14 protein-coding genes and 1 pseudogene are annotated in these 18894 nt (G+C 69.2%); 2 read left to right on the forward strand and 13 right to left on the reverse strand.

The window, feature by feature from the left end; translation table 11 throughout:
* Positions 1-46 precede the first annotated feature (46 nt).
* The gene (locus tag VNS22_RS20645; RefSeq protein ID WP_325735786.1) at positions 47-886 is read right to left on the reverse strand and encodes an MOSC domain-containing protein; all 840 of its coding nucleotides are present in this window, start codon (positions 884-886) and stop codon (positions 47-49) included.
* Positions 886-1995 (reverse strand): mandelate racemase/muconate lactonizing enzyme family protein, encoded by a 1110-nt coding sequence (locus VNS22_RS20650; protein ID WP_325735788.1) that lies wholly within the window; start codon positions 1993-1995, stop codon positions 886-888. The genes VNS22_RS20645 and VNS22_RS20650 overlap by 1 nt, the downstream gene beginning before the upstream one ends.
* Positions 1996-2078: 83 nt before the next feature.
* Between VNS22_RS20650 and VNS22_RS20655 the strand changes: the two genes are divergently transcribed.
* A complete protein-coding gene (locus tag VNS22_RS20655; RefSeq protein ID WP_325735790.1) occupies positions 2079-3227 on the forward strand; it encodes an iron-containing alcohol dehydrogenase in 1149 nt (382 codons plus the stop codon).
* A 202-nt stretch (positions 3228-3429) separates the two neighbouring features.
* Here VNS22_RS20655 and VNS22_RS20660 read toward each other — a convergent pair whose 3' ends face one another.
* The 11 genes from VNS22_RS20660 to VNS22_RS20710 all read right to left on the reverse strand — a co-directional run bounded on the left by VNS22_RS20660 (position 3430) and on the right by VNS22_RS20710 (position 17915).
* A complete protein-coding gene (locus VNS22_RS20660) occupies positions 3430-4284 on the reverse strand; it encodes a HupE/UreJ family protein (RefSeq protein WP_325735792.1) in 855 nt (284 codons plus the stop codon).
* 142 nt (positions 4285-4426) lie between these two features.
* A complete protein-coding gene (locus VNS22_RS20665; protein WP_325735794.1) occupies positions 4427-5503 on the reverse strand; it encodes a peptidyl-prolyl cis-trans isomerase in 1077 nt (358 codons plus the stop codon).
* Positions 5461-7521, reverse strand: a complete 2061-nt coding sequence (locus tag VNS22_RS20670; protein WP_325735796.1) for a DUF3604 domain-containing protein — start codon at positions 7519-7521, stop codon at positions 5461-5463. Before VNS22_RS20670 ends, VNS22_RS20665 begins: the two co-directional genes overlap by 43 nt.
* A gap of 526 nt (positions 7522-8047) precedes the next feature.
* Entirely contained in the window at positions 8048-9889 is a 1842-nt protein-coding gene (locus tag VNS22_RS20675) for an ABC transporter substrate-binding protein (protein ID WP_325735798.1), read from the reverse strand.
* A 45-nt stretch (positions 9890-9934) separates the two neighbouring features.
* Complete coding sequence (locus VNS22_RS20680) at positions 9935-11806, reverse strand: ABC transporter ATP-binding protein (RefSeq protein ID WP_325735800.1); 1872 nt, start codon at positions 11804-11806, stop codon at positions 9935-9937.
* Positions 11803-12486 (reverse strand): hypothetical protein, encoded by a 684-nt coding sequence (locus tag VNS22_RS20685; RefSeq protein WP_325735803.1) that lies wholly within the window; start codon positions 12484-12486, stop codon positions 11803-11805. Before VNS22_RS20685 ends, VNS22_RS20680 begins: the two co-directional genes overlap by 4 nt.
* Positions 12483-13601, reverse strand: coding sequence for a glycosyltransferase family protein (locus VNS22_RS20690; RefSeq protein ID WP_325735805.1), 1119 nt, complete (start codon positions 13599-13601; stop codon positions 12483-12485). The genes VNS22_RS20685 and VNS22_RS20690 overlap by 4 nt, the downstream gene beginning before the upstream one ends.
* The gene (locus VNS22_RS20695; protein ID WP_325735807.1) at positions 13598-14152 is read right to left on the reverse strand and encodes a histidine phosphatase family protein; all 555 of its coding nucleotides are present in this window, start codon (positions 14150-14152) and stop codon (positions 13598-13600) included. Before VNS22_RS20695 ends, VNS22_RS20690 begins: the two co-directional genes overlap by 4 nt.
* Positions 14149-15255 carry a glycosyltransferase family 4 protein gene (locus VNS22_RS20700; RefSeq protein WP_325735811.1) on the reverse strand — a complete coding sequence of 369 codons (1107 nt, stop codon included), beginning with the start codon at positions 15253-15255 and terminating at the stop codon, positions 14149-14151. Before VNS22_RS20700 ends, VNS22_RS20695 begins: the two co-directional genes overlap by 4 nt.
* Positions 15256-15317: 62 nt before the next feature.
* Positions 15318-16595, reverse strand: a complete 1278-nt coding sequence (locus tag VNS22_RS20705; protein ID WP_414653405.1) for a glycosyltransferase family 4 protein — start codon at positions 16593-16595, stop codon at positions 15318-15320.
* Positions 16596-16700: 105 nt separating this feature from the next.
* Positions 16701-17915 carry a glycosyltransferase family protein gene (locus VNS22_RS20710; protein ID WP_325735815.1) on the reverse strand — a complete coding sequence of 405 codons (1215 nt, stop codon included), beginning with the start codon at positions 17913-17915 and terminating at the stop codon, positions 16701-16703.
* A gap of 297 nt (positions 17916-18212) precedes the next feature.
* Between VNS22_RS20710 and VNS22_RS20715 the strand changes: the two are divergent.
* Positions 18213-18421: pseudogene (locus VNS22_RS20715) on the forward strand (transposase); the annotation flags it as partial.
* Positions 18422-18894: the final 473 nt, after the last annotated feature.

Genomic DNA, 18894 nt, shown 5'->3' on the forward strand with positions numbered 1-18894 from the left:
GGGTCCCCGCGAAGCAAGGGATAATTACCCCCCTTTTCAACCGAGCTTAAGCGTGTGGACCCGGCGCAAGGGTGAGCAGATCGCCGATTCGCAGGCGGGGAGCGGGCTCGTCGCCCAGGATCGGCACCAGGTTCCAGCCGAACAGCGGGTGCCCGGCGTTATCCGAGTGCATGCGACGCAGGGTGCGCAGCGGCTCCTCGCCCAGTCGCTCGCCGCTGGCCTGATCCGTCGTGGTCACGATGCAGCGCTCGCAGGGGCTGACCAGCCGGAAGACCGTCGTTCCGGCGCACAGCCAGGGTGCCTCGTCCTCCGCCCAGGGCGGCAGGCCGTTCACGACCAGGTTCGGGCGGAAGCGCGCCATCGGCACGGGCTCCGCCCCTGCTTCGGCGAGATGGTCATTGAGCCGTGCCAGGGAGGAGGTGCTGGCCAGGAGCAGCGGGAAGCCGTCGGCAAAGCCGGTGCGGGCACCTGGCGGCGATATGGCGGGATCGCAGGGGCGCAACGCCTCGGGCGCGAAGCGGACCAGACGCACGGCACGGCCGAGAAATTCGGAAAGCAGCCGGTCCGTCACCGGGGATTGGGGGATCGCCGGCAGTTGCTGGCCCCAGACCGTGACGTCCAGCCGCTCGTCGTCGCGATCGGCCGGTAGGACCGGGTGGCGCTGCCCGTCCAGGACGAGCACGAGCCGGCCGTCCTCGAGCGCGGTACCGACCCGTGCCAGTGCGGGGAGTTCGCGCTGGGTGAGAAACCGGCCGCTCGGCCGCACCACCATCCAGCGCCGGTCATGGGCCAGTCCCATCGGCTCGACCGTAGCCACCTCCAGCGGGATGCCGCGGCAGCCCTTGACCGGGTAGGTCCACAGTTCGGCGATCCGCCCCGTGTGCATCAGCCGATCCTCGTCGCCGCCAGCGCCGCCTCGTCGAGCTGCACGCCCAGGCCCGGCGCCTCACCCAGCTCGATGCAGCCATCCGCATCCGCCTCCACGGGTGCCACCAGGCCGTGGTCGCGCCTGGCGGTGGTCCATTCCGGCGGGTCATAAGGGAATTCCAGCGGCAGCATCGGCCCCAGGCCCGCCACCAGATGGGCGTTGGCGAGCAGGCCGATGCCGTTGCCCCAGGTGTGCGGCGTGAAGGCGATCCCGGCGGCGCGCGCCTCACGGAACAGCTCGCTCAGGCCGGAGATGCCCCCGCCGCACACCGCATCGGTCTGCAGGACGTCGACGCAGCCCTCCCGGATCCAGCTGCGCATGCTCTCCATGTCGCGGGCGAGCTCGCCGCCGGCGATCCGGATCGGCGTGGCGTCGCGCAGCGCCTTCATGCCGGCGATATCGGCGCGGTGCAGCGGCTCCTCCAGCCAGAACACGCCGAGCGGCTCCAGCGCCCGCGCCACGGCGAGCGCATCCTTGAGCGTCCAGGACGGGCTGGCGTCCCAGGGCATCCGCCAGCCCTGGTTGCAGTCGACCATCAGCTCCATGCTGCCGCCCACCGCGGCACGGATGGCCTCGATCTTGGCCACGTCGCGGTGCCAGTCCCGTTCGTGGAAGCGGATCTTCATCCAGCGAAAGCCGCGCTCCGCGAACGCTTCCGCCTGCGCCGCCATCGCCTTCGGCTCGCGCAGCGTGCCCGACGACGCATAGCAGGGCACCCGGCCGGACGTGCCGCCCAAGAGGCGCCAGACCGGCTGGCCGGTGATCTGGCCGAACAGGTCCCAAAGGGCGATGTCGAGCGGCCAGAGCCGGCCATAGAAGAAGGACAGGTTGTCGATGATCTTGTAATGCCGGCCGAGCGCACGCGCGTCCTTGCCGATGAACAGCTGCTCGTTGCCGCGCAGGCCGGGCATCGGGTCGCCGGCCCCCACCCCGGTCAGGCCACTCTCGGTGGTGACGCGGACCAGATCGACCACGAAGCGGCGTCGGGGCACCGGGTCCCAGGAGGCCCGGAAGGGCGGGTCCAGATCGATCGCGTGATGCGAAAGCTCGATCTTGGCGATTTTCATCCAGGGTTGCTCCCACCATGTCCCTTGCGGCGCCTCACGTCGCCCGGATAGCACGGGAGGCAGGTGGTGGCGGAGAGCATTGCATGGCGACCAGCTTCGGGCTCGAGCGGGGAACCCCCATCGCCTATGGCGAGGACCGGGCCCTGGCCCTGGCCGACGACGTCACGGCCCTGGTCGGCCCCGCCGCCCGGATCCTGCTGGTCGCGGACCGGGCGATCGCCACGCTGGACCGGGTGGTCGCGATGCGCGAGCGCCTGGCGATGGCCGGCCATCAGGCCGTGATGTACGCAGAGATCACCGGCGACCCCGACGTCGCGCGAGTCGAGGCGGCGGCCGCTGCCGGTCGGTCTGCCCGCGCGCAGCTGGTCATCGCGGTCGGCGGCGGCTCGGCGATCGACGCCGGCAAGCTCGCCGCCGTGATGGTCCTGGGCGAGGCGCCGCTGGATGCCTATGCGCTGTGCGCGACGCCGCTTCCGGCCCGCCCTCTGCCGATCATCGCCCTGCCGACCACGGCCGGCACCGGTGCCGAGGTCACCCGGACGGCGGTGTTCACCAACAGCCATGGCCACAAGGTCTGGGCCTGGGGCGAGGAGCTGCGCCCGGCACTGGCCGTGCTCGACCCGGTCCTGTCGGTGACCCTGCCGCAGCAGCTCACCGCCTGGACCGGGCTGGACGCCCTGGTCCATGCCATCGAGGCGGCCACCAACCGGCGGGCCAATCCGCTGGTGTCGGCCTCGGCCCTACATGCCATCCGCCTGGTCGCCCGCCATCTCGGCACGGCACTCGACGAGCCCGGCAACCTCGACGCGCGCGGCGGGATGCTGGTGGCGGCAGCGCTGGCCGGCAGCGCCATCGACAATGCCGGCACCGGTATCGCCCATGCGCTGGGCCACGCCATGGGCTCGCTCGCCCATGTCCATCACGGCCGGGCCGTGGCCCTGGCGCTGGCGGCGGCCCTGGAGGCCAACCAGGAGGCGGCGCCGCGCGCCCATGCCGAGGTGGCGGCAGCGATGGGTGTCCTGCCCAAGGATTTGGTCGCAACCTACGACCGGCTGCTGGACGAGGTCGAGGTCGGCCGGGACCTGGCCGACGTGGGACTGGGTCCGGAGCGGGCCGACGAGCTGTTCGCCACCACCCTGGCCCCGGAGAACCTGCCGATGCTCCAGGCGAACTGCCGGCACTTCACCGAGGAGGAGCTGCGCGAGCTGGTGGCGACGATGCTGGCAGGCTGACGGCCGGCAGAGGGCAGACGGAGTGCGGCATTCCCGGGTTCGTTTCGCACCCGTCATGTTCCTCCGGAGTCACTGTAGATACACCGGTGAAGCAGTGGATCGCGGTCATCCCGGTGGTCATCGATGGTCTTGCGCCGATCTTGTTCATGGTTGACGGCGCACCAGTTGGCATCCGCAGGGAGGCTGCGGATCGGGCGGTTCTCTATAGGACTGCAGCTACGCGCTCCAGGACCCAGAACACGCTGAGCGAGCCGATGCCATAGGCGGCGATTGCCTGGCCCGATCCGAGGCCGGGGAGACGCAGCAACCTCCGGAACATGAGGTAGCCGGCGACAAGCAGGCCACAAAAGACCAGCTGGCCCACCTCGATGCCGAGGTTGAAGGACAGCAGTGCCAGGGGAATCTCCCCGGTGGGCAGGCCGATCTCCGAGAGGGCCCCGGCGAAGCCCAGCCCGTGCAGAAGGCCGAACCCGAATGCCAGCATCCAGGGAAAGCGCCGCATCAGGGTCGGGGACCCGTCGTTGCCACGGACGACCTCCAGCGCCAAGAACAGGATGCTGACCGCGATCAGCATCTCGACCGGTGCCGGCGGGAAGTCGACAAAGCCCAGGACGGCCAGCGACAGGGTTACGCTGTGCCCCGCCGTGAATGACGTGACGGTTGCGATGAGCTGACGCCCGTTCGCTGCCAGCAGCATCAGGCCCAGCACGAACACGAGGTGGTCCAAGCCACCCAGAATATGGTGGAAGCCGAACAGAGAGTAGCTTTTCGCCACGTCGAGCATCGATTGACGCGCCGGCACGGCGAAGGCCGGCTGATCGGGGTTGAGCACGCCGCTCAGCACGCGCCCGTCCGCCAGGGCCACCCGCACGACGACGCTGGCCTTGCTTGCCGCGACCCCACTCACTTCGATGAGGCTGCCCTCCAGGGACTCACGACACGCAATCTCCCAGCGCTGAACGACCGCGATCCCGACCGTCTCCGTCCCGGGATCGCCGATCGACTGGCAGTGCTCCGGCAGCACCGGCCGCAGTTCCTCGCCCAGAACCTTCACCACCGGAGTCTTCCAGCGCACCTCCGCCTGTCCTGGCTCATGCTCGACGATCTCGAGCAGGGAGGGGCCCATCGGGTGGGCACGGGCGCCGGTGACGCCGATCAGGATGCCCCAGGTGAGCAGAGCCAGGATGAACAGGCATGTTCTAGCCACCGGCAGCCTCGCCGGCCTGCATGTGGTCGGCAGCGCTTTGCGTAGTCTCGATCTCGATCAGGTACTCCGCACGCATCTGCTCCATCGAATCCTGCATGCGTTGCTCCCGGCGCTCGGCCAAGATCGCTGCACGCAACGGCCCTTCGATCTGGGCCAGAGGCGGCAACTCCGCCGGCTCGACCGCCTCGATCCAGATCAGGTGCCAGCCATAGGCGGAGCGGACCGGGCCCGCCCATTCGCCGGGCGCCATGCCTGCCATCGACTGAACGAAGGATCCGCCCAGCATCTGCCCGATGGCGTCGTGCGTTTGTCGCTGGAACCGGTAGCCCAGCAGGAAGGGATCGCCGAACGCGTCCGATCGGTCGGGCGTGACGTGGCGGTCGCGAAGCTCGCCCAACAGCCGCCTCGCGTCCGCTTCGGCCGCCGCACCGCGTTCGTCCGCGCTCAGATAGACATGGGTCAGGCTCACCCGGGCAGGCGTGGTGAATGCCTCCGCGTGCTGCTCCAGATAGGCCTGGAGCGCGGCCTGATCGGGCGGGACCTCGTCGGCCAGCGGGACGTTCTCGGCCACCAGCCGCATGGTCGTCGCGAGCTGCCGGCGCACCACGAGATCTGAATGATGAAGGCCCAGCCCCAACGCAGCCTGGTACAGGGCCTCCTCGTCCATGTCCGGATCCTCGGCGACGAAGCCGCCAATCTGGATCAGGCGCTGGCGCACGCTCTCATTGTCCCGATCGAGCCCGATAGCCAGCGCCTGCCGATAAAGCACCTCGTCGTCCACGGCCGCGTCGACGGCGGCCTGCAAGTCCTCCGGGCTCGGCGGAAAGCCATACTGCATGGTCATGTCCTGCCGGAGCTGCTCGACCTGACGGGCGGAGAAGACGATCCGTTCAACCGGGGCCGACGCGGCTGCATCCACCTCCTGCTGCTGCCATGCTGCATCGGCCAGGTACAAAAGCCCGCCGATCACGCAAAAATGCAACAGCGGTGCCCGACCGAGCCGCGCCAGCACACGCGGTGGAGCTTTCATGGCGTGGCGACCGGTGTGTACCAGATCGGCGACGTCCACGCCCGCTCCTGGATGGTCCGCTCCATGAACGGGTCGTTGTTCTCGGTCAGGCAGCAATTGTCGAACGGCGTCTCACCAGCGGCGATCTCCCCCCTGGCCTGCGCCTTGGCATTGGCGGCACGGGCCTGCTGCTGGCATAGCTTGGGCTTGGCGAACGGATCGACCCCGGCCGACTTGCACTGCAGCGTACTCCAGCGGCAGGTCGGATTCTCCAGGACGCGCGCATAATAGAAGGCCGGCTGCGTCGGATCGAAGCTGCTGTCCTCCCACACCGTGCAAAGGCCGTTGAATCCGCCGGGCAACGGCTTGCAGGTCCGGGTGTCCACCCCCGATGGACGGGCGGTCGGGCTGCCGGCGATGTCCATCACGCGCTCGTGGGTCTGGCCCTTCGCATCGACCCAGCCCTTGATCATCTGGATGCGCTGCAGGGAGGCGCTGTCCGGGTCGCGCATCGCCGAGACCAGGAAGCGCGGCTTTGCGTTCTTCTTCAGCGGCGGCAGGTCGGCGCCCATCGGCACGCCCTGCGCATAGGCGACCTCGATCTGGTCGCGCTGCCGGCAGAGCGGCCGGCCTTCCACCTGATAGTCCCAGCCGCCAAAGAAGCGGACCACCGGCCGGGTGCCGCTGGTGCCATAGGCTTCCTTGCGGCGCATCGCGGCGAAGATCGAATCGCGCGAGTTCTCTTCCGCCCAGACCACGGCCAGGCCGCCGGGCGAGGTCCGGATATGGTCGACCAGCGGCGCCACCGGGGCATCCTCGGTGCCGCCATGGCCCTGGAAGCTCGATTCGACCGTGTTGCCGGGATCGGCGTTATGGCTGTCGGTGCTGCCGATCAGGCCGTACTTGAACGGGTTGGTGCCCTCGTATTCCGGCGCCAGCGCCAGCCCGTCCTTCAGCACGTTGCGTACGAAGTTGCGGGTCGGGAACTCGTCGATCGGCACGGCCGGAGCGCTGGTGTTGAGCTTGTCGGTCAGGAGCTGCTCGAAGGTGCACTGCTCGTCGGTGGTCTGCACGCCCGTGCCGGACAGACGGTCCCAGCGGCACTCAGAGGCGCCCTTGTGCTGGATGATCTCGGTGAGCGGCTCGAAGAAGGCGCGCTCACGCGCCTCGGCCGCGTTGGCGGGATCGGGAAACATCAGCCCGCCGGAAACGTTGGCGTTGTGCGGGATGGTGAGCACGTCGCAGCCGGCCATCCCTTCCAGGCAGTTCTGCCGGAGCTTTTCCCACAGCAGGGTCGGATGGGGGCCGTTGGTGGTGACGTTGCTGATCGGGCTCGCGATGACCTTGTCGTTCCGGAAGATCACGTTGCGGTGCATGTTGGCGTAGCCCGGCTGCGCCGTGTACTCGTAGCCCACGAAGGTCGTGAACCTGCAATCCGAGCTGCGGTCGTAATGGGCCTCGGCAGCATCCTGGATCGCCTGCCAGATCGAGACGGCGGACCGCTCGCAGTCGACGCCGGGCCGGGAGCATAGCGGCTGGAGCGGCCCCGCCTTGTTCGGCCGCAGCAGCGGGTTGAGGGCCCATTCGAGCACGACGGCATCCGGGTTGAACTTCCCGGGGACGATCTGGCCCGTGATCATCTGCCGGCACTCGAACGCGCTCCGGATCGGGGTGCCGCGCGTCGAGCGGGTGCAGAGCTGCATCTCCCCGAACAGTTCCGCATGGTCGGTGACCGCGGCGAAGTCGAGCGGGCGGGCCAGCTGCGCCGTCCTGGTCTGCGGCCGGCCGCCCTTGGCGGAGGCAGCCGGCAGCTTCACCGGGGCGCCCTTGGCGAACGCATAGGCGGCATTCGGATCGCTGCGGACGGAATAGACATAGGCGTCGAAGGAAAAGCTGGTGTGCAGGTGGGTCTCGCCGAAGAACGGCTGCCGCAGCCTTTCATAGGATCGGCAGGCCTCGCGCGCCTCGGTCCGCTCGAACGGTGGTCCAGGGTTGTCGGATGCCAGTACCGGCGCGGCCGGACAAAGCAGCACCACTCCCCAGAGAACGACCCTTCGTGCAACGACCGCCAGATTCATTTTTGTTGCCCTCGGCAACACCGATCGCACGGACGGTGTTGATTTCTTATGGCTTGCCGACACCCGTACACGAGGACAATGAACGCGCATCAGGGGCCCAGTCAATATCAACAGGCTCCTGCCAATACTTCCGGAAAATTAACAATCAAGAAGTGACATTAAGGCAACTTAACGGAGTTCCGGAACCAGCCCTGGTCCGGCAGCTTCCCGGGCTCATCGGAAGCCCATTTGTGGCCAACTGTCGTCAAAGTGCCGGTGGCCCGCTTGCAGGTCGATCAGGCATGTCATGGCAGGAGCGTGCCATGCCCGCTCAATTATGTCGTTTCCGGCTCCAGGCGACGCGGAATGTGCGCGGCTTGAGCCTGCACCGGCCCGATATGGAACACGGCTGGAGAAGGAGCACGCCCGGCGTGCCCGGGGCCAGGAGCGGCCACCCTAGACCCGGGCGACGGTGACCCACGCCGTCATGAGCCGGATCATGCTGTGGCGCCACACGCGATCGGCCAGGACGTTTGCGGACGGTCGGTCAGCCCTGCTTCAGCCACCAGCTGTCCGGCCGGTAGATCCCGAAATGGGCGCCGGGCTCCCAATTGTAGATGCCTTCCGCCGGAAGGTTCATCAGGCCTGGCCGCGCGGCCACCGGCTGCATCACCCCGCCGATCAGGCCGATCGTCCAGACATTGGCGGCATGGTTCTCCAGGATCTGCAGCCAGATGGCCGCCTGGGCCTGCTCGTCCTCGGCAAAGCGCCAGTCCTCGAACAGCTTCATCAGGGCCTGGGCCTCGGGCAGGTCCGGCTTCTCGCCGGCCATGCCCTTGGTCTCCATGTACTGGCCCCATTTCGGCCACTGCGCCTGGTCCTGGGCGGTGGGCACGAACTCGACCGGCGGGTAGTCCGGCTGCGGGATGCCGTTCTCCACGCCGTACCAGATCGTCATGAGCGCTTCGCCCGAGAAGACCCGGTTGCGCAGCACGTCCCGCTGGGACGGCTTCACGTCGATGCCGAAGCCGATCTCCCGCCAGTTGGTCGCGACCAGCTCCAGGACGTCGCTCTGCTCGCTGTCCTCGCCCGCAGTCTCGACCACCAGGCGCAGGTCGCGGCCGTCGGGGAGCTTGCGGAAGCCGGCCGGCCCCATCTTCAGCCCCAGCTCGTCGAGCAGTTCGTTCGCCTTGCCGATATCGAAGCCGGTGTTGGCCGTGCCGAGCTCATCGCGCCACAGCGGGCTTTCCGGCATCACCGTGTTGTTGGACGGCACCGCCAGGCCGAAGAACAGGAACTGGTTGATCGCCTCGCGGTCGATCCCGATGGCCAGCGCCTTGCGGAAGCGCACCTCGCGGAACATCGCCCGCCAGACCGGGTCGGCGGCATGCAGGTTCGGGAACAGTGCCAGATGCGCGCCGCTCGCCTGCTTCCACAGCCGGGTCACCAGGCCGTTGCGCTCCTCGCTCTCCTTCAGGAAGGTATAGTCCTTGAAGAACAGGCCGCGCGCCTGCAGGTCGGTCTCCCCTGCCCCGGTCTTGATCGGGATCAGCTTGCTGTCGACCACCTCCATGACCACCTGGTCGACATAGGGGAGCTGCACACCGTTCTGGTCGACCCGGTGGAAGTACCGGTTGCGCACCGCGACGAAGCGCTCCGATGGCGGCGGGGTCTGCAGCACCCAGGGCTGGACGTCCGGCATCTCCGGATTGTCGATCTTGCTGATGCGGTCCTTGCGGCCGAACAGGTCGCCCCAGTCGCGCGACTTGGTCTTGGCGATCTGCCGGGCGAGCTCGTCGGGCTTCGCGTATTTCTCGTGGAACGGCTTGAGGTAGTGGGCCGGCCGATAGAGATAGATCGGCGCCGCCGCCGCGAGTGCCGGCAGGAAGAACGGGTTGGGCTGCTTCCAGGCATAGCGGACGGTCAGCTCGTCGGGATAGCTCACCTCGGGCGGCTCGCCGTCCATGACCATCTGGACGTCCGGACCAGTGGGCATCAGCGTCTCGTTGTTGGCGACGTCCTCCCAGTAGAACCGGAAATCCTCCGAGGTGAACGGCTGGCCGTCCGACCAGCGATGGCCCCGGCGCAGGCGGAAGGTGAAGATCCGCCCCTCCTCGACCTCGAATGCCTCCAGGAGGTCGGGCACCAGCTGGTAATTCAGGTCGTAGCCCACCAGCCGGGCATAGCCGTAGACGGTGAGCAGCCGCGTGTCGCGTGCCCGCCCGATCAGCGTGCGCAGCGTACCGCCCTGCTGCCCCGGCTGCTCGACCTCCACCACCAGCGGCACCTCGGGTGGTCCGCCGTCGGCCGCGACCGCGCTCCGCCGCGGCAGGAAGCTGCAGCCGGCGGCAAGGGCGGCGGTCTCGATCAGGGTCCGGCGGGTAATCATGGCAGGGGTGCTCCCCGGTACGGCAATGACTTGATCAAATCGTGCTCAGGCGGCGACCTTCGGCTGCTCGGGCAGCATCCGGACCTGATGGCCCGGTTCCACCTCGATCAGACGGGTCGGCCGCTCGCCTACGGTGAATGGTGCCGGCCAGCCGGACGGCCGGCCCGAGCCGCCGGCGAGCAGGGCGCCCAGGTCCAGCGTGCGGTCGGGATCCGGCTCGGGCACGGCGGCCAGCAGCGCGCGGGTATAGGGATGGCGCGGGTTGGCGAACAGCTGGTCGGTCGTGGCGATCTCGACGATCCGCCCGCCGCTCATCACCGCGATCCGGTCGGCCACGTAGCGGACCACCGCCAGGTCGTGGGCGACGAACAGGTAGGTGAGGTCCAGGGCCTGCTGCAGGTCGCGCAGGAGGTTCAGGACCTGGGCCTGCACCGAGACGTCCAGGGCCGAGACCGGCTCGTCGCACAGGAGCAGGTCGGGCTGCAGCGCCAAAGCCCGGGCGATGCCGATGCGCTGGCGCTGCCCGCCGGAAAAGCTGTGCGGGTAGCGGCGCAGGTGGCGATTGCCGTCCAGGCCCACCGCCTCCAGGAGCTGCCGGGCGCGCGCCTCGCGCTCCTTGGCGGTGCCGATGCCGTGGATCACCAGCGGCTCGGCCACGATGTCGAGCACGGTCATGCGCGGGTCGAGCGAGCTGTAGGGGTCCTGGAACACGTACTGGACGTTGCGGCGAAACCGACGCAGCCCGGCCCGGTCGAGCGTGGCGACGTCGACGGCACCCTGCTCACCATGGAAGATGATCTTGCCGCTGTCCGGGGTGAGCCCACGCATGATCATCTTGCTGACCGTGGTCTTGCCCGACCCGCTCTCGCCCACCAGCGCGAAGCTCTCGCCCTTGTTGATGGTGAAGCTGACATCGTCCGCGGCGACGATCTCCAGCCAGGCGCCGCTGAACGGTCCGCCCTTGCGGGCCAGAAAGCGCTTGTTGAGCCCCTGCACCTCCAGGAGCGGCGCACCCCGGGCGGGGCCGCCGCGACTGGCCGGCCGGTGCAGGGCCTGCGCCTGGCCGACATCGATCGCCCGCAGCCCTTTGAGCCGCACCGAACGGTCGGTGGTCAGCCGCGGCACCGCGCCGATCAGGCCCCTGAGATAGGGATGCTGCGGATGGGTCAGCAGTTCGCGTGTCGAGCCCCGCTCCACCACCTTGCCGCGATAGAGCACCACCACCTCGTCGGCGATGTTGGCGACCACGCCCAGGTCGTGGGTGATGAACAGGATCGACATGCCGAGCTCGGCCTGCAGGTCCTTCAGCAGCTTGAGGACCTGGGCCTGGACGGTCACGTCGAGCGCGGTGGTGGGCTCGTCCGCGATCACCAGATCTGGGCGGCACACCAGCGCCATGGCGATCACCGCGCGCTGGCGCAGTCCGCCCGACAGCTCGAACGGATAGGCGGCATAGGCCCGGTCGGGATCGGGAAAGCCCACCAGGCGCAGCATCTCCTTGGTCCGCGCCCGGGCAGCCCCGGCATCCAGCCCCTCGTGCAGGGTCAGCACCTCGTCGATCTGGTTGCCGATCCGGTGCAGGGGCGAGAGCGAGCTCATCGGCTCCTGGAAGATCATCGAGATCCGCTGGCCGCGCAGGGCGCGGCGCTGCGCGCTGTCCTGGGCGAGGCCGGCCAGGTCGACGACCTTCCCGTCGAGGAGAAAGCGCATCGCACCCCGCTCGATCCGCGCCCGCTCCGGCAGGATGCCCAGGATCGCCTGGGAGATCACGGTCTTGCCGGAGCCGCTCTCCCCCACCAGGGCCACGGTCTGGTGGCGCGGCACCACGAACGATGCGCCGCGCACCGCCTCCACCCGCCCCTCGTCGGCCAGGAAGCTCACGAACAGGTCGTCGACCTCGAGCAGTGGGGTGGTCACGCCGCCGCTGGCCCCTGAAATAGCGTGTCACTGGCGCGAAACGTCGCGTCCGCCCGATCTTGGATGAGACCGATCGCCCGGTCGAGAGCCACGAAGCCGGCATCCTCCGTCACGAGATGATGGCTGAGCAGGCCGAGGGGCCCGGTGTGCCGTCCGGCTGCCGCATCGAGCGCTGCGACGATCTCGGCCGCGTCCAGGTGGCGGCGCTCCTCCTGCCAGCGGATCACGTCGACATGGGTGTCGCGCTGGCACAGTTCCGGCACGGCTGGCGGCTGGCGGCGGCCGGCGAAGGTCGACAGGCCGATGAAGCCCAGTTCCGGCAGGCGGGCGCGCAGGCCTGGCTCGATCCGGTTCCAGGGGGGCACCAGCACCGGCACGAACCGGTCGCCGAACCGTTCGGCCAGCATGATCCTCGCGGCCACCAGCCGCCGGTCCAGGTCCAGCCGGTCGACCAGCTCGCATTTGCGCCCGTCCTGGCTGCGATGGTCCTCATGGGCCAGGCCGTGCTGGAGCACCTGCGCCCACGGGCAGGCCAGGATCCGGCGGACCGCCGCCGCCTCCAGCCGTTCGGGCACCACCGCGAGGGCGATCGGTACGGCGCGCGCTTCAGCGATGGCGAGCAGCCGCTCCAGGCGCGGATCGTCCGCCGCCGCATCGTCGTCACGCCACCAGAAGGTCACCGCAGCAGCTCCAGGATCAGCCCGGCACTCGCCGCGGCACCATCGAACGACCAGGCTCGGCTGATCGCGACATCCTGCTCGGCGGCATGCGCGATCGCCAGGGCCAGCTGCCCGGGCGTGAGGCCGGCCTCGTCCAGCAGCACCGCCCGGCCGAGCTCCGCCAGCCGGGCGGCCCGGCGCCACTGCTCGGTCTCGCCGCCGGCGGCATAGGGGACCAGCACCATCGGTGCCGCCGCCATCAGCGCCTCGGCGACCGTGTTGTAGCCGGCCTGGGAGACGGATACGCGACAATGGGCAAGCCGCTCGGGCAGGTCGGGCAGATGGGCATCGACCCGGCCGGACTGCCCGCGCAGGGCAGCGAGCCTTTCCCGCTCCGCATCCTTCAGCGCCGCACCGCCCACGAGCTGCCAGGGCTCCCCGGCCAGCGCCCCGTCGATCCGGCAGACAGCGGCGGCCTTGAGCAACTGGCCGCCGACCCGCCCGCCCCCGGCCGACACCAGGATGCCGCGGCGCACGGGAGCAGGCCGGACCGGCCGGTCCAAGACGAAGCCGGTATATCGGAGCAGTGGGGCCAGCTCGCCGGCAAGGGGAAAGGAGGCGCCCAACGGCAGGAAAGCCGGGTCGCCATGGACCAGGATCCGGTCGTAGCAGGCCAGCGCCAGGTCGCGCATCGCGGCGGACTTTTCCGGCCGGGCCTTCTCGACCAGCACGTCGCGCAGCGAGCAGGCCACGCGGCCGCCACTGCTGTGGACCAGGTCGATCGCCGGCAGCAGTTCCTCGCGGAACGCCCGGCGGCCGAACGGGAACATCTCGGTGACCAGGACGCGCGGCCGGACCTGGCGGACCAGGGCCAGCAGCGCTTCCTTGCGCGCGGTGCGGCCGGCTTCGCCCCACGGCCGGCCGGCAGCGTCGCGCAGGTCGCGGAAGTCCGCGCCCGCACTCACCGGATCGAGCTGGACGAAGCGAACCCCTGGCGGGCAGGCGAACTTGGTGGGCGGCCCGCCGCTGGCTAGGACGGTCGTGACACCCTGACGCGCCAGGGCGGCGGCCACTGCCAGTGCCCGGCGCAGATGGCCGGTGCCGAGCAGATGCTGGGTCCAGATCAGGACGCTCATGCCGCGGCCGGCGCTGCCAGGGGCACGATGCCGACCGTGCCGTTCTCGATCAGGATCGCGTCCGCATGGCCGAACTCGACCGGCGGCGGGCCCTGCATCGTCCAGCCGGTGCGGACCGCCAGCGCCGCCAGCATCAGGCCGCGATGGCCGATCACGACCTTGGCCCCCTCCAGATGGGGCGCCACGCGCACCGCCGCCTCCCGATAGGATTCACCGCCCGGAGCGCGAAAATCCAGGCCCAGCGCCTCGCGTCTGGCCACTTCCCGCGGATCGCCCAGCCGCAGTTCGGCCAGAGAGCGCCCTTCCCAGCCGCCCCAGTCGAGCTCGACCAGGTCCGGCTCCACGGCGGCGGCCAGGCCCAGCAGGGCCGCGGTCGCGGTCGCGCGCAGGAGCGGGCTGGTCTTGACCGGCAGGCCATGAAACCGCCCGGGCAACCGCCAGCCCGCGACCTGCCGGGCACCCGCCTCCGAGAGGGGAATATCCGCGCGACCCTGCAGGCGGCGCTGCTCGTTCCAGCGTGTCGGCCCGTGGCGAATCAGCAGCAGCGTCACCGCTCGCCGGTTTCCTCGCGGCGCACCCGGCGCGCCACCGCCAGATCGAGCGCGGTATCCAGCGCATGGGCGGCAGCCGCCTCGCTGTGGATCCGCTCGACATGGCGGATGCCGGCCTGGCCCATGCTGGCGCGGCGCTCCGGCTCGTCCAGGAGGATCATCATGCTGTTCGCGAACGAGACGGCATCGCCGCCGGTGGCGAGCAGGCCGGTGCGGCGGTGCAGGACCACGTCGGCGACCCCGGTGCCGCGCCCGGCCACCACCGGCAGGCCGGCTGCCTGCGCTTCCAGGAACACGACGCCGTAGGCCTCGTTCAGCGCCGGCCAGACGAACATATCCGAGGCGGCATAGATGGGGGGCAGCCGTTCTTCGGGCAGCGCACCCGCGAACCGGACGCGCTCGGGTTCGAACTGCGCGAATGCCGCGCGGATCCGGGGGGCAGCCGGGCCGTCGCCCACCACCAGGAGCTGCCACGGCCAGGCGGTCAGCCGGGACAGCGCGTCGGCCAGCTGGAGATAGGAACTGCGCTTGGCATCGTCGTCGCGCATCATCGCCACGGTGACCAACCACACCGCGCCCGGATCGAGCCCGAAAGCCTGGGCCACCTCGCTGCGATGGGCAAAGCGCCGGGCGTTCGCCTGGCGGAACGGCACCGTGTCGATGAACGGCGGCAAGCGGCGCACCACGCCCTTGATCCGCGAGCCGGCGGCATGCATGCCGCGCAGGTCGACCTTGGTCATCGGCAAGAGCAGGTCGGCACGCGACAGGGCGCGGATGGAGCCGGCATGGCCGACGGCCCAGCTACCTTCGCCGCGCCGCCGGGCAAAGGAGGGCTCGGCCACCACATAGGGCACGCCCAGCCGCTCCGACACGGTCGGGCCGATCAGGTCGGGTGCCTTGTGGTAGCAGTGATAGGTGAACCAGAGGTCCGGCAGCCAGTCCCGCGCCAGGCGCAGGGACAGGCGGTTGGCGAGGCCGGCCGCGGCGTGAGCCAGACGGAGCTGGTGGAGCTGGTCGCCCGAGCGGTCATAGCTGCGCAGCCGGCATACCACGCGGACCTCGTGACCGAGCCGCTCCAGGACCCGGATGAAGCCGCGGCTCATGCGCCGATCGCCGGAAGGGACCGGATGGTCTGGTGGCTTCATCGGCGCGTAGAACGCGATCCTCAACGTGGTTCCCTTCCGCGCTCGCTGGCGGCGGCGCCGGCATAGGAGTTTCCTTCGCCCAGCGCTGCATCCAGTAGCCCCGCAATACGCTCGATACCACGCCGGGAGTCAAACCCGACGACTGCGTCGCCGCGGGCTGTACGCCCGTAGGCTTGGCGCAGTTCCGGGCTGACCAGCAGTTCCGCAAGTGCTGCGGCCAGCGCTTTCGGGTCGTCCGGAGGCACGAGCCGGCCGTTCACGCCATCTTTGACCAGCTCGGCCACCGAGGCGGCGTGCGTGGACAGGACCGGCAGGCCGCAGGCGGCCGCTTCCACCACCACATTGGGCAGCCCGTCGCGATCACCGTCCTCCGCGACCCGGACCGGCAGCACGAACAGGTCGGCTCGGGCATAGGCTTCCCGCACCCTGGCCGCCGGCTGTGGGCCGGCGAAGCTCACGCGCCGGCCCAGGCCCAGCGACCGCACACGGGCGACGAGTTCCGGCAGGAGCGGCCCGCCGCCCACATGCTCCAGCTGCCAGTGGAGCCCTGGCGGCAGCCCTGCCAGGGCGTCCAGGAGCAGGAACAGGCCCTTCTTCGGCACCGCGCGCGCGATCGTGAGCAGCCGCACCGGGTCGCCGGGATCGCTGCCGTCGCGCGGCGGCCGCTCGGCGGGCGGCGCGAACCGGCGGGGATCGACGCCGTGATGGACCAGATGGACCCGGCCCGGCGGGGCCAGGGCCTGGAGATGGCGAGCGCCGGCCTCGGTGCAGGTGGCGCAGAACCGCGCCTCTGCCAGCTTCTCCGCCTTGTCCCAGGCGGGCGTGGTCCAGATGTCCTTGGCATGGGCCGACACGGCGAACGGCAGGTCGCGCATGAGTGCTGCATAGCGCGCGACCGAGGCAGGCGTGTGCAGGAAGTGGGCGTAGAGCAGTTCCGTGTCCGGCTCCTGCTCGGTCGCCAGCACGCAGGCCTGGCCGAAGCGGCGCACCCGGTTCTCGGTGGGATCGCGGCGATAGTCGGCGAGGTAGCGGCGCAGCGCCAGGGGATAGCCCGGCAGAAGCGTGGCCGCCCGCACCGCAGCGGCCACACGGGCAGGCTCGTCCTCCAGATATTCCGGCAGGTAGCGCACCGGAGCCCGGACCGCCTCGTGAAGATCGTGGACCGCGGGATCGGTCGGATGGCGCAGCGACACGATCGCCAGATCGAAGCCGCACCGCTCCAGCCCCAGCAGTTCCTGGGCGACGAAGGTTTCGGACAGGCGGGGCCAGCCCTTCAGGACGACGGCGATCTTGGGCAGGACGGGTCTCGGTCGTGCGAACGGGTGGATCGGCCGGGAAGGCCATGCGGAACGTAGAGCCACACGGCGCGGCCCGGCCAGCATGCGCTGGCAGGGCCGCGCCGATCAGGCGCTGCGGCGGGCCGTCAGGCTGTGGACGATCGGGTCGCGCTCCAACCAGGGGCGCATGAACTCCTCGATCTGCGGCAGGCCGTCCAGCATCCCGCTGATCCTGGCACCGCCCGGTGCCGGCCAGCCCGGCAGGGCGTGGAGGCAGGCAGCCATGGTCGCGGGATCCCGCCGCCCATCGTCGGGCAGCATACGCAACAGGCCCAGCTGCTCAGCGCGTTCGGCGCGGATCGCCTGCTCCAGCCGCGGCCGGGTGCGCGGCACCACCAGTGCCGGCTTGCCGAAGGACAGGATCTCGCAGAACGTGTTGTAGCCGCCCATCGCGACCACGCCGAGCGCCCGGTCGAACAGCGGCTCGGTGCGCGCCGCGAAGGTCAGCATGGTCACATCGGGCAGGTGCTGGGCGCGCTCCAGGAAGGCCGCGCGCCGCTCGCGATGCATGAAGGGCCCGAGCAGCACGACGGCCGGATGCGGCAGGCCGGGGTCGGCCTCGTAGGCGGAGAGCACCCAGTCGATCAGTTCCTCGCCGTCGCCGCCGCCGCCGGTGGTGACCAGAATATAGGGCCGGTCCGGCAGCTCGATGGCCGGCTCCAGGCCCGCGGTCTCGGAGACGTGGCGGCGCAGGTAGCCGGTGAAGCGGGTCTTGGCGGCCAGCCCGGCCCAGTCGTGGTGCTGGCCCAGCGGGTCGCTCATCTCCGGCGTCCCGTACACCCAGATCTCGTCATAGAGCGAGCGCAGGGCCGGCAGCACGTTCTTGCGCCGCCACTCCTCCTCCAGGCTGGCCGGGTCGTCCATCACGTCGCGCAGGCCCAGCACCAGCCTGGTACCCCGCTCCTTCAGCAGACGCAGGGTGTGCTCGACCTCACCGCGCAGGCCCAGCGGCTCCTTGTCGACCAGGAACACGTCGGGGTCGAAGATCGCCGCGGCATGCTCGATGATCGAGCGGCGCATCTCCAGCGTCTTCTCCAGGTCGATGTGCAGCCCCAGCGGTGTATAGTCGCCGTTGCGCAGCTTGATGACGCCGGGGATGCGGATGAAGTCGACGCGGGTCTTGAAGTCGAAGCTACCGATGATCGGCGAGCCGGACAGGATCAGGACCGACAGGTCCTTGAATCGTTCGACCAGATGGTGCGCGATGGTCCGGCAGCGCCGCAGGTGGCCCAGGCCGAAGCTGTCGTGGCTGTAGATCAGGAGGCGGGCGTGCTCGGTCATGCGGCTCTGATCCATGGGCGGCCGGCGGCGGAAGATGGCAGATCCCGGGCGCGGCGGATACCGGCGATCCGCAGGAGGCTTTGCGGACCTTCAGACGACGATGAAGGTTGGTGATAGTGATAAACGGACAGCAGAGAGCGAGACCTCGAGACGGATGGGGCTAAGGCAGATTGCCATCCCGAGAGCGGCGGGTTCAAGCCATCCGTAGGAACTTGTCCACCCACCTGGCCCTCTGGCTCATCACGTGGGGCGCCCGGCCACCTCTTTCGACAGGGCGCCGACAGATCTTGATTTGCGGCTGCCGGCGCCAGCCTCCTCTACCTGCCGCCCTACTCGCCCGACCTCAACCCGATCGAGCAGGTCTTCGCCAAGCTCAAGACGCTCCTGCGTCAGGCCGCCGCCGGACCCGCGAGACCCTCCGGAGCACCATCGGCCATCTGCTCGCTACCTTCACCCCGACCGAGTGCGCCAGCCGTCTCACTAATACCAGGTATGGATCCAAATAAATCTAAAATGATCTGATGCATACGGCTTGAAATTGGTTACTGACGACTTGAGCCATGACTGTGATTTTCGCCAGTTCCTACTGAAACACCCAAGCACGCCGAGTCCATAGCCAAGAATGTGTCCAAGCCTCTCGATCCACATCATCCCACAAGAAGAACTGCGATTTCATGCCGCAGCAACGTCAAAGCTTCATTAAGCATTGAAATATAGGATTGTTTTCCAAATAATCTTTCGATGCTTCTTCGTTAGCATTAGCGGCACATTGCTTGATTTTGTCCCAGGCACTCTCGTCGAGCGGCTCCACTTTACCTCGAAGCAATCCCATAAAAAAAATTTTGCCTGTTGCTGGAGAGACCTAGATTATACACAGCCTCTTCCCTGGAATCTGCATAACACGCGTCCATTCTTGCTTCATCTGCCGCTTAGGCAGATGGAATCGACGCAACCTGGAACAGCAACAGCGCTAGCATCA

Origin of the sequence: Geminicoccus sp., from assembly GCF_035556675.1 — a bacterium.
Classification (GTDB): domain Bacteria; phylum Pseudomonadota; class Alphaproteobacteria; order Geminicoccales; family Geminicoccaceae; genus Geminicoccus.

Bases quoted from the DNA above. Each gene is read 5' to 3' on its own strand.
- VNS22_RS20655 (WP_325735790.1), top strand. From the start codon at position 2,079: ATGGCGACCAGCTTCGGGCTCGAGCGGGGAACCCCCATCGCCTATGGC.
- VNS22_RS20690 (WP_325735805.1), bottom strand. From the start codon at position 13,601: ATGAGCGTCCTGATCTGGACCCAGCATCTGCTCGGCACCGGCCATCTG.
- VNS22_RS20650 (WP_325735788.1), bottom strand. From the start codon at position 1,995: ATGAAAATCGCCAAGATCGAGCTTTCGCATCACGCGATCGATCTGGAC.
- VNS22_RS20710 (WP_325735815.1), bottom strand. From the start codon at position 17,915: ATGACCGAGCACGCCCGCCTCCTGATCTACAGCCACGACAGCTTCGGC.
- VNS22_RS20670 (WP_325735796.1), bottom strand. From the start codon at position 7,521: ATGAATCTGGCGGTCGTTGCACGAAGGGTCGTTCTCTGGGGAGTGGTG.
- VNS22_RS20700 (WP_325735811.1), bottom strand. From the start codon at position 15,255: ATGAGCCGCGGCTTCATCCGGGTCCTGGAGCGGCTCGGTCACGAGGTC.
- VNS22_RS20645 (WP_325735786.1), bottom strand. From the start codon at position 886: ATGCACACGGGGCGGATCGCCGAACTGTGGACCTACCCGGTCAAGGGC.
- VNS22_RS20675 (WP_325735798.1), bottom strand. From the start codon at position 9,889: ATGATTACCCGCCGGACCCTGATCGAGACCGCCGCCCTTGCCGCCGGC.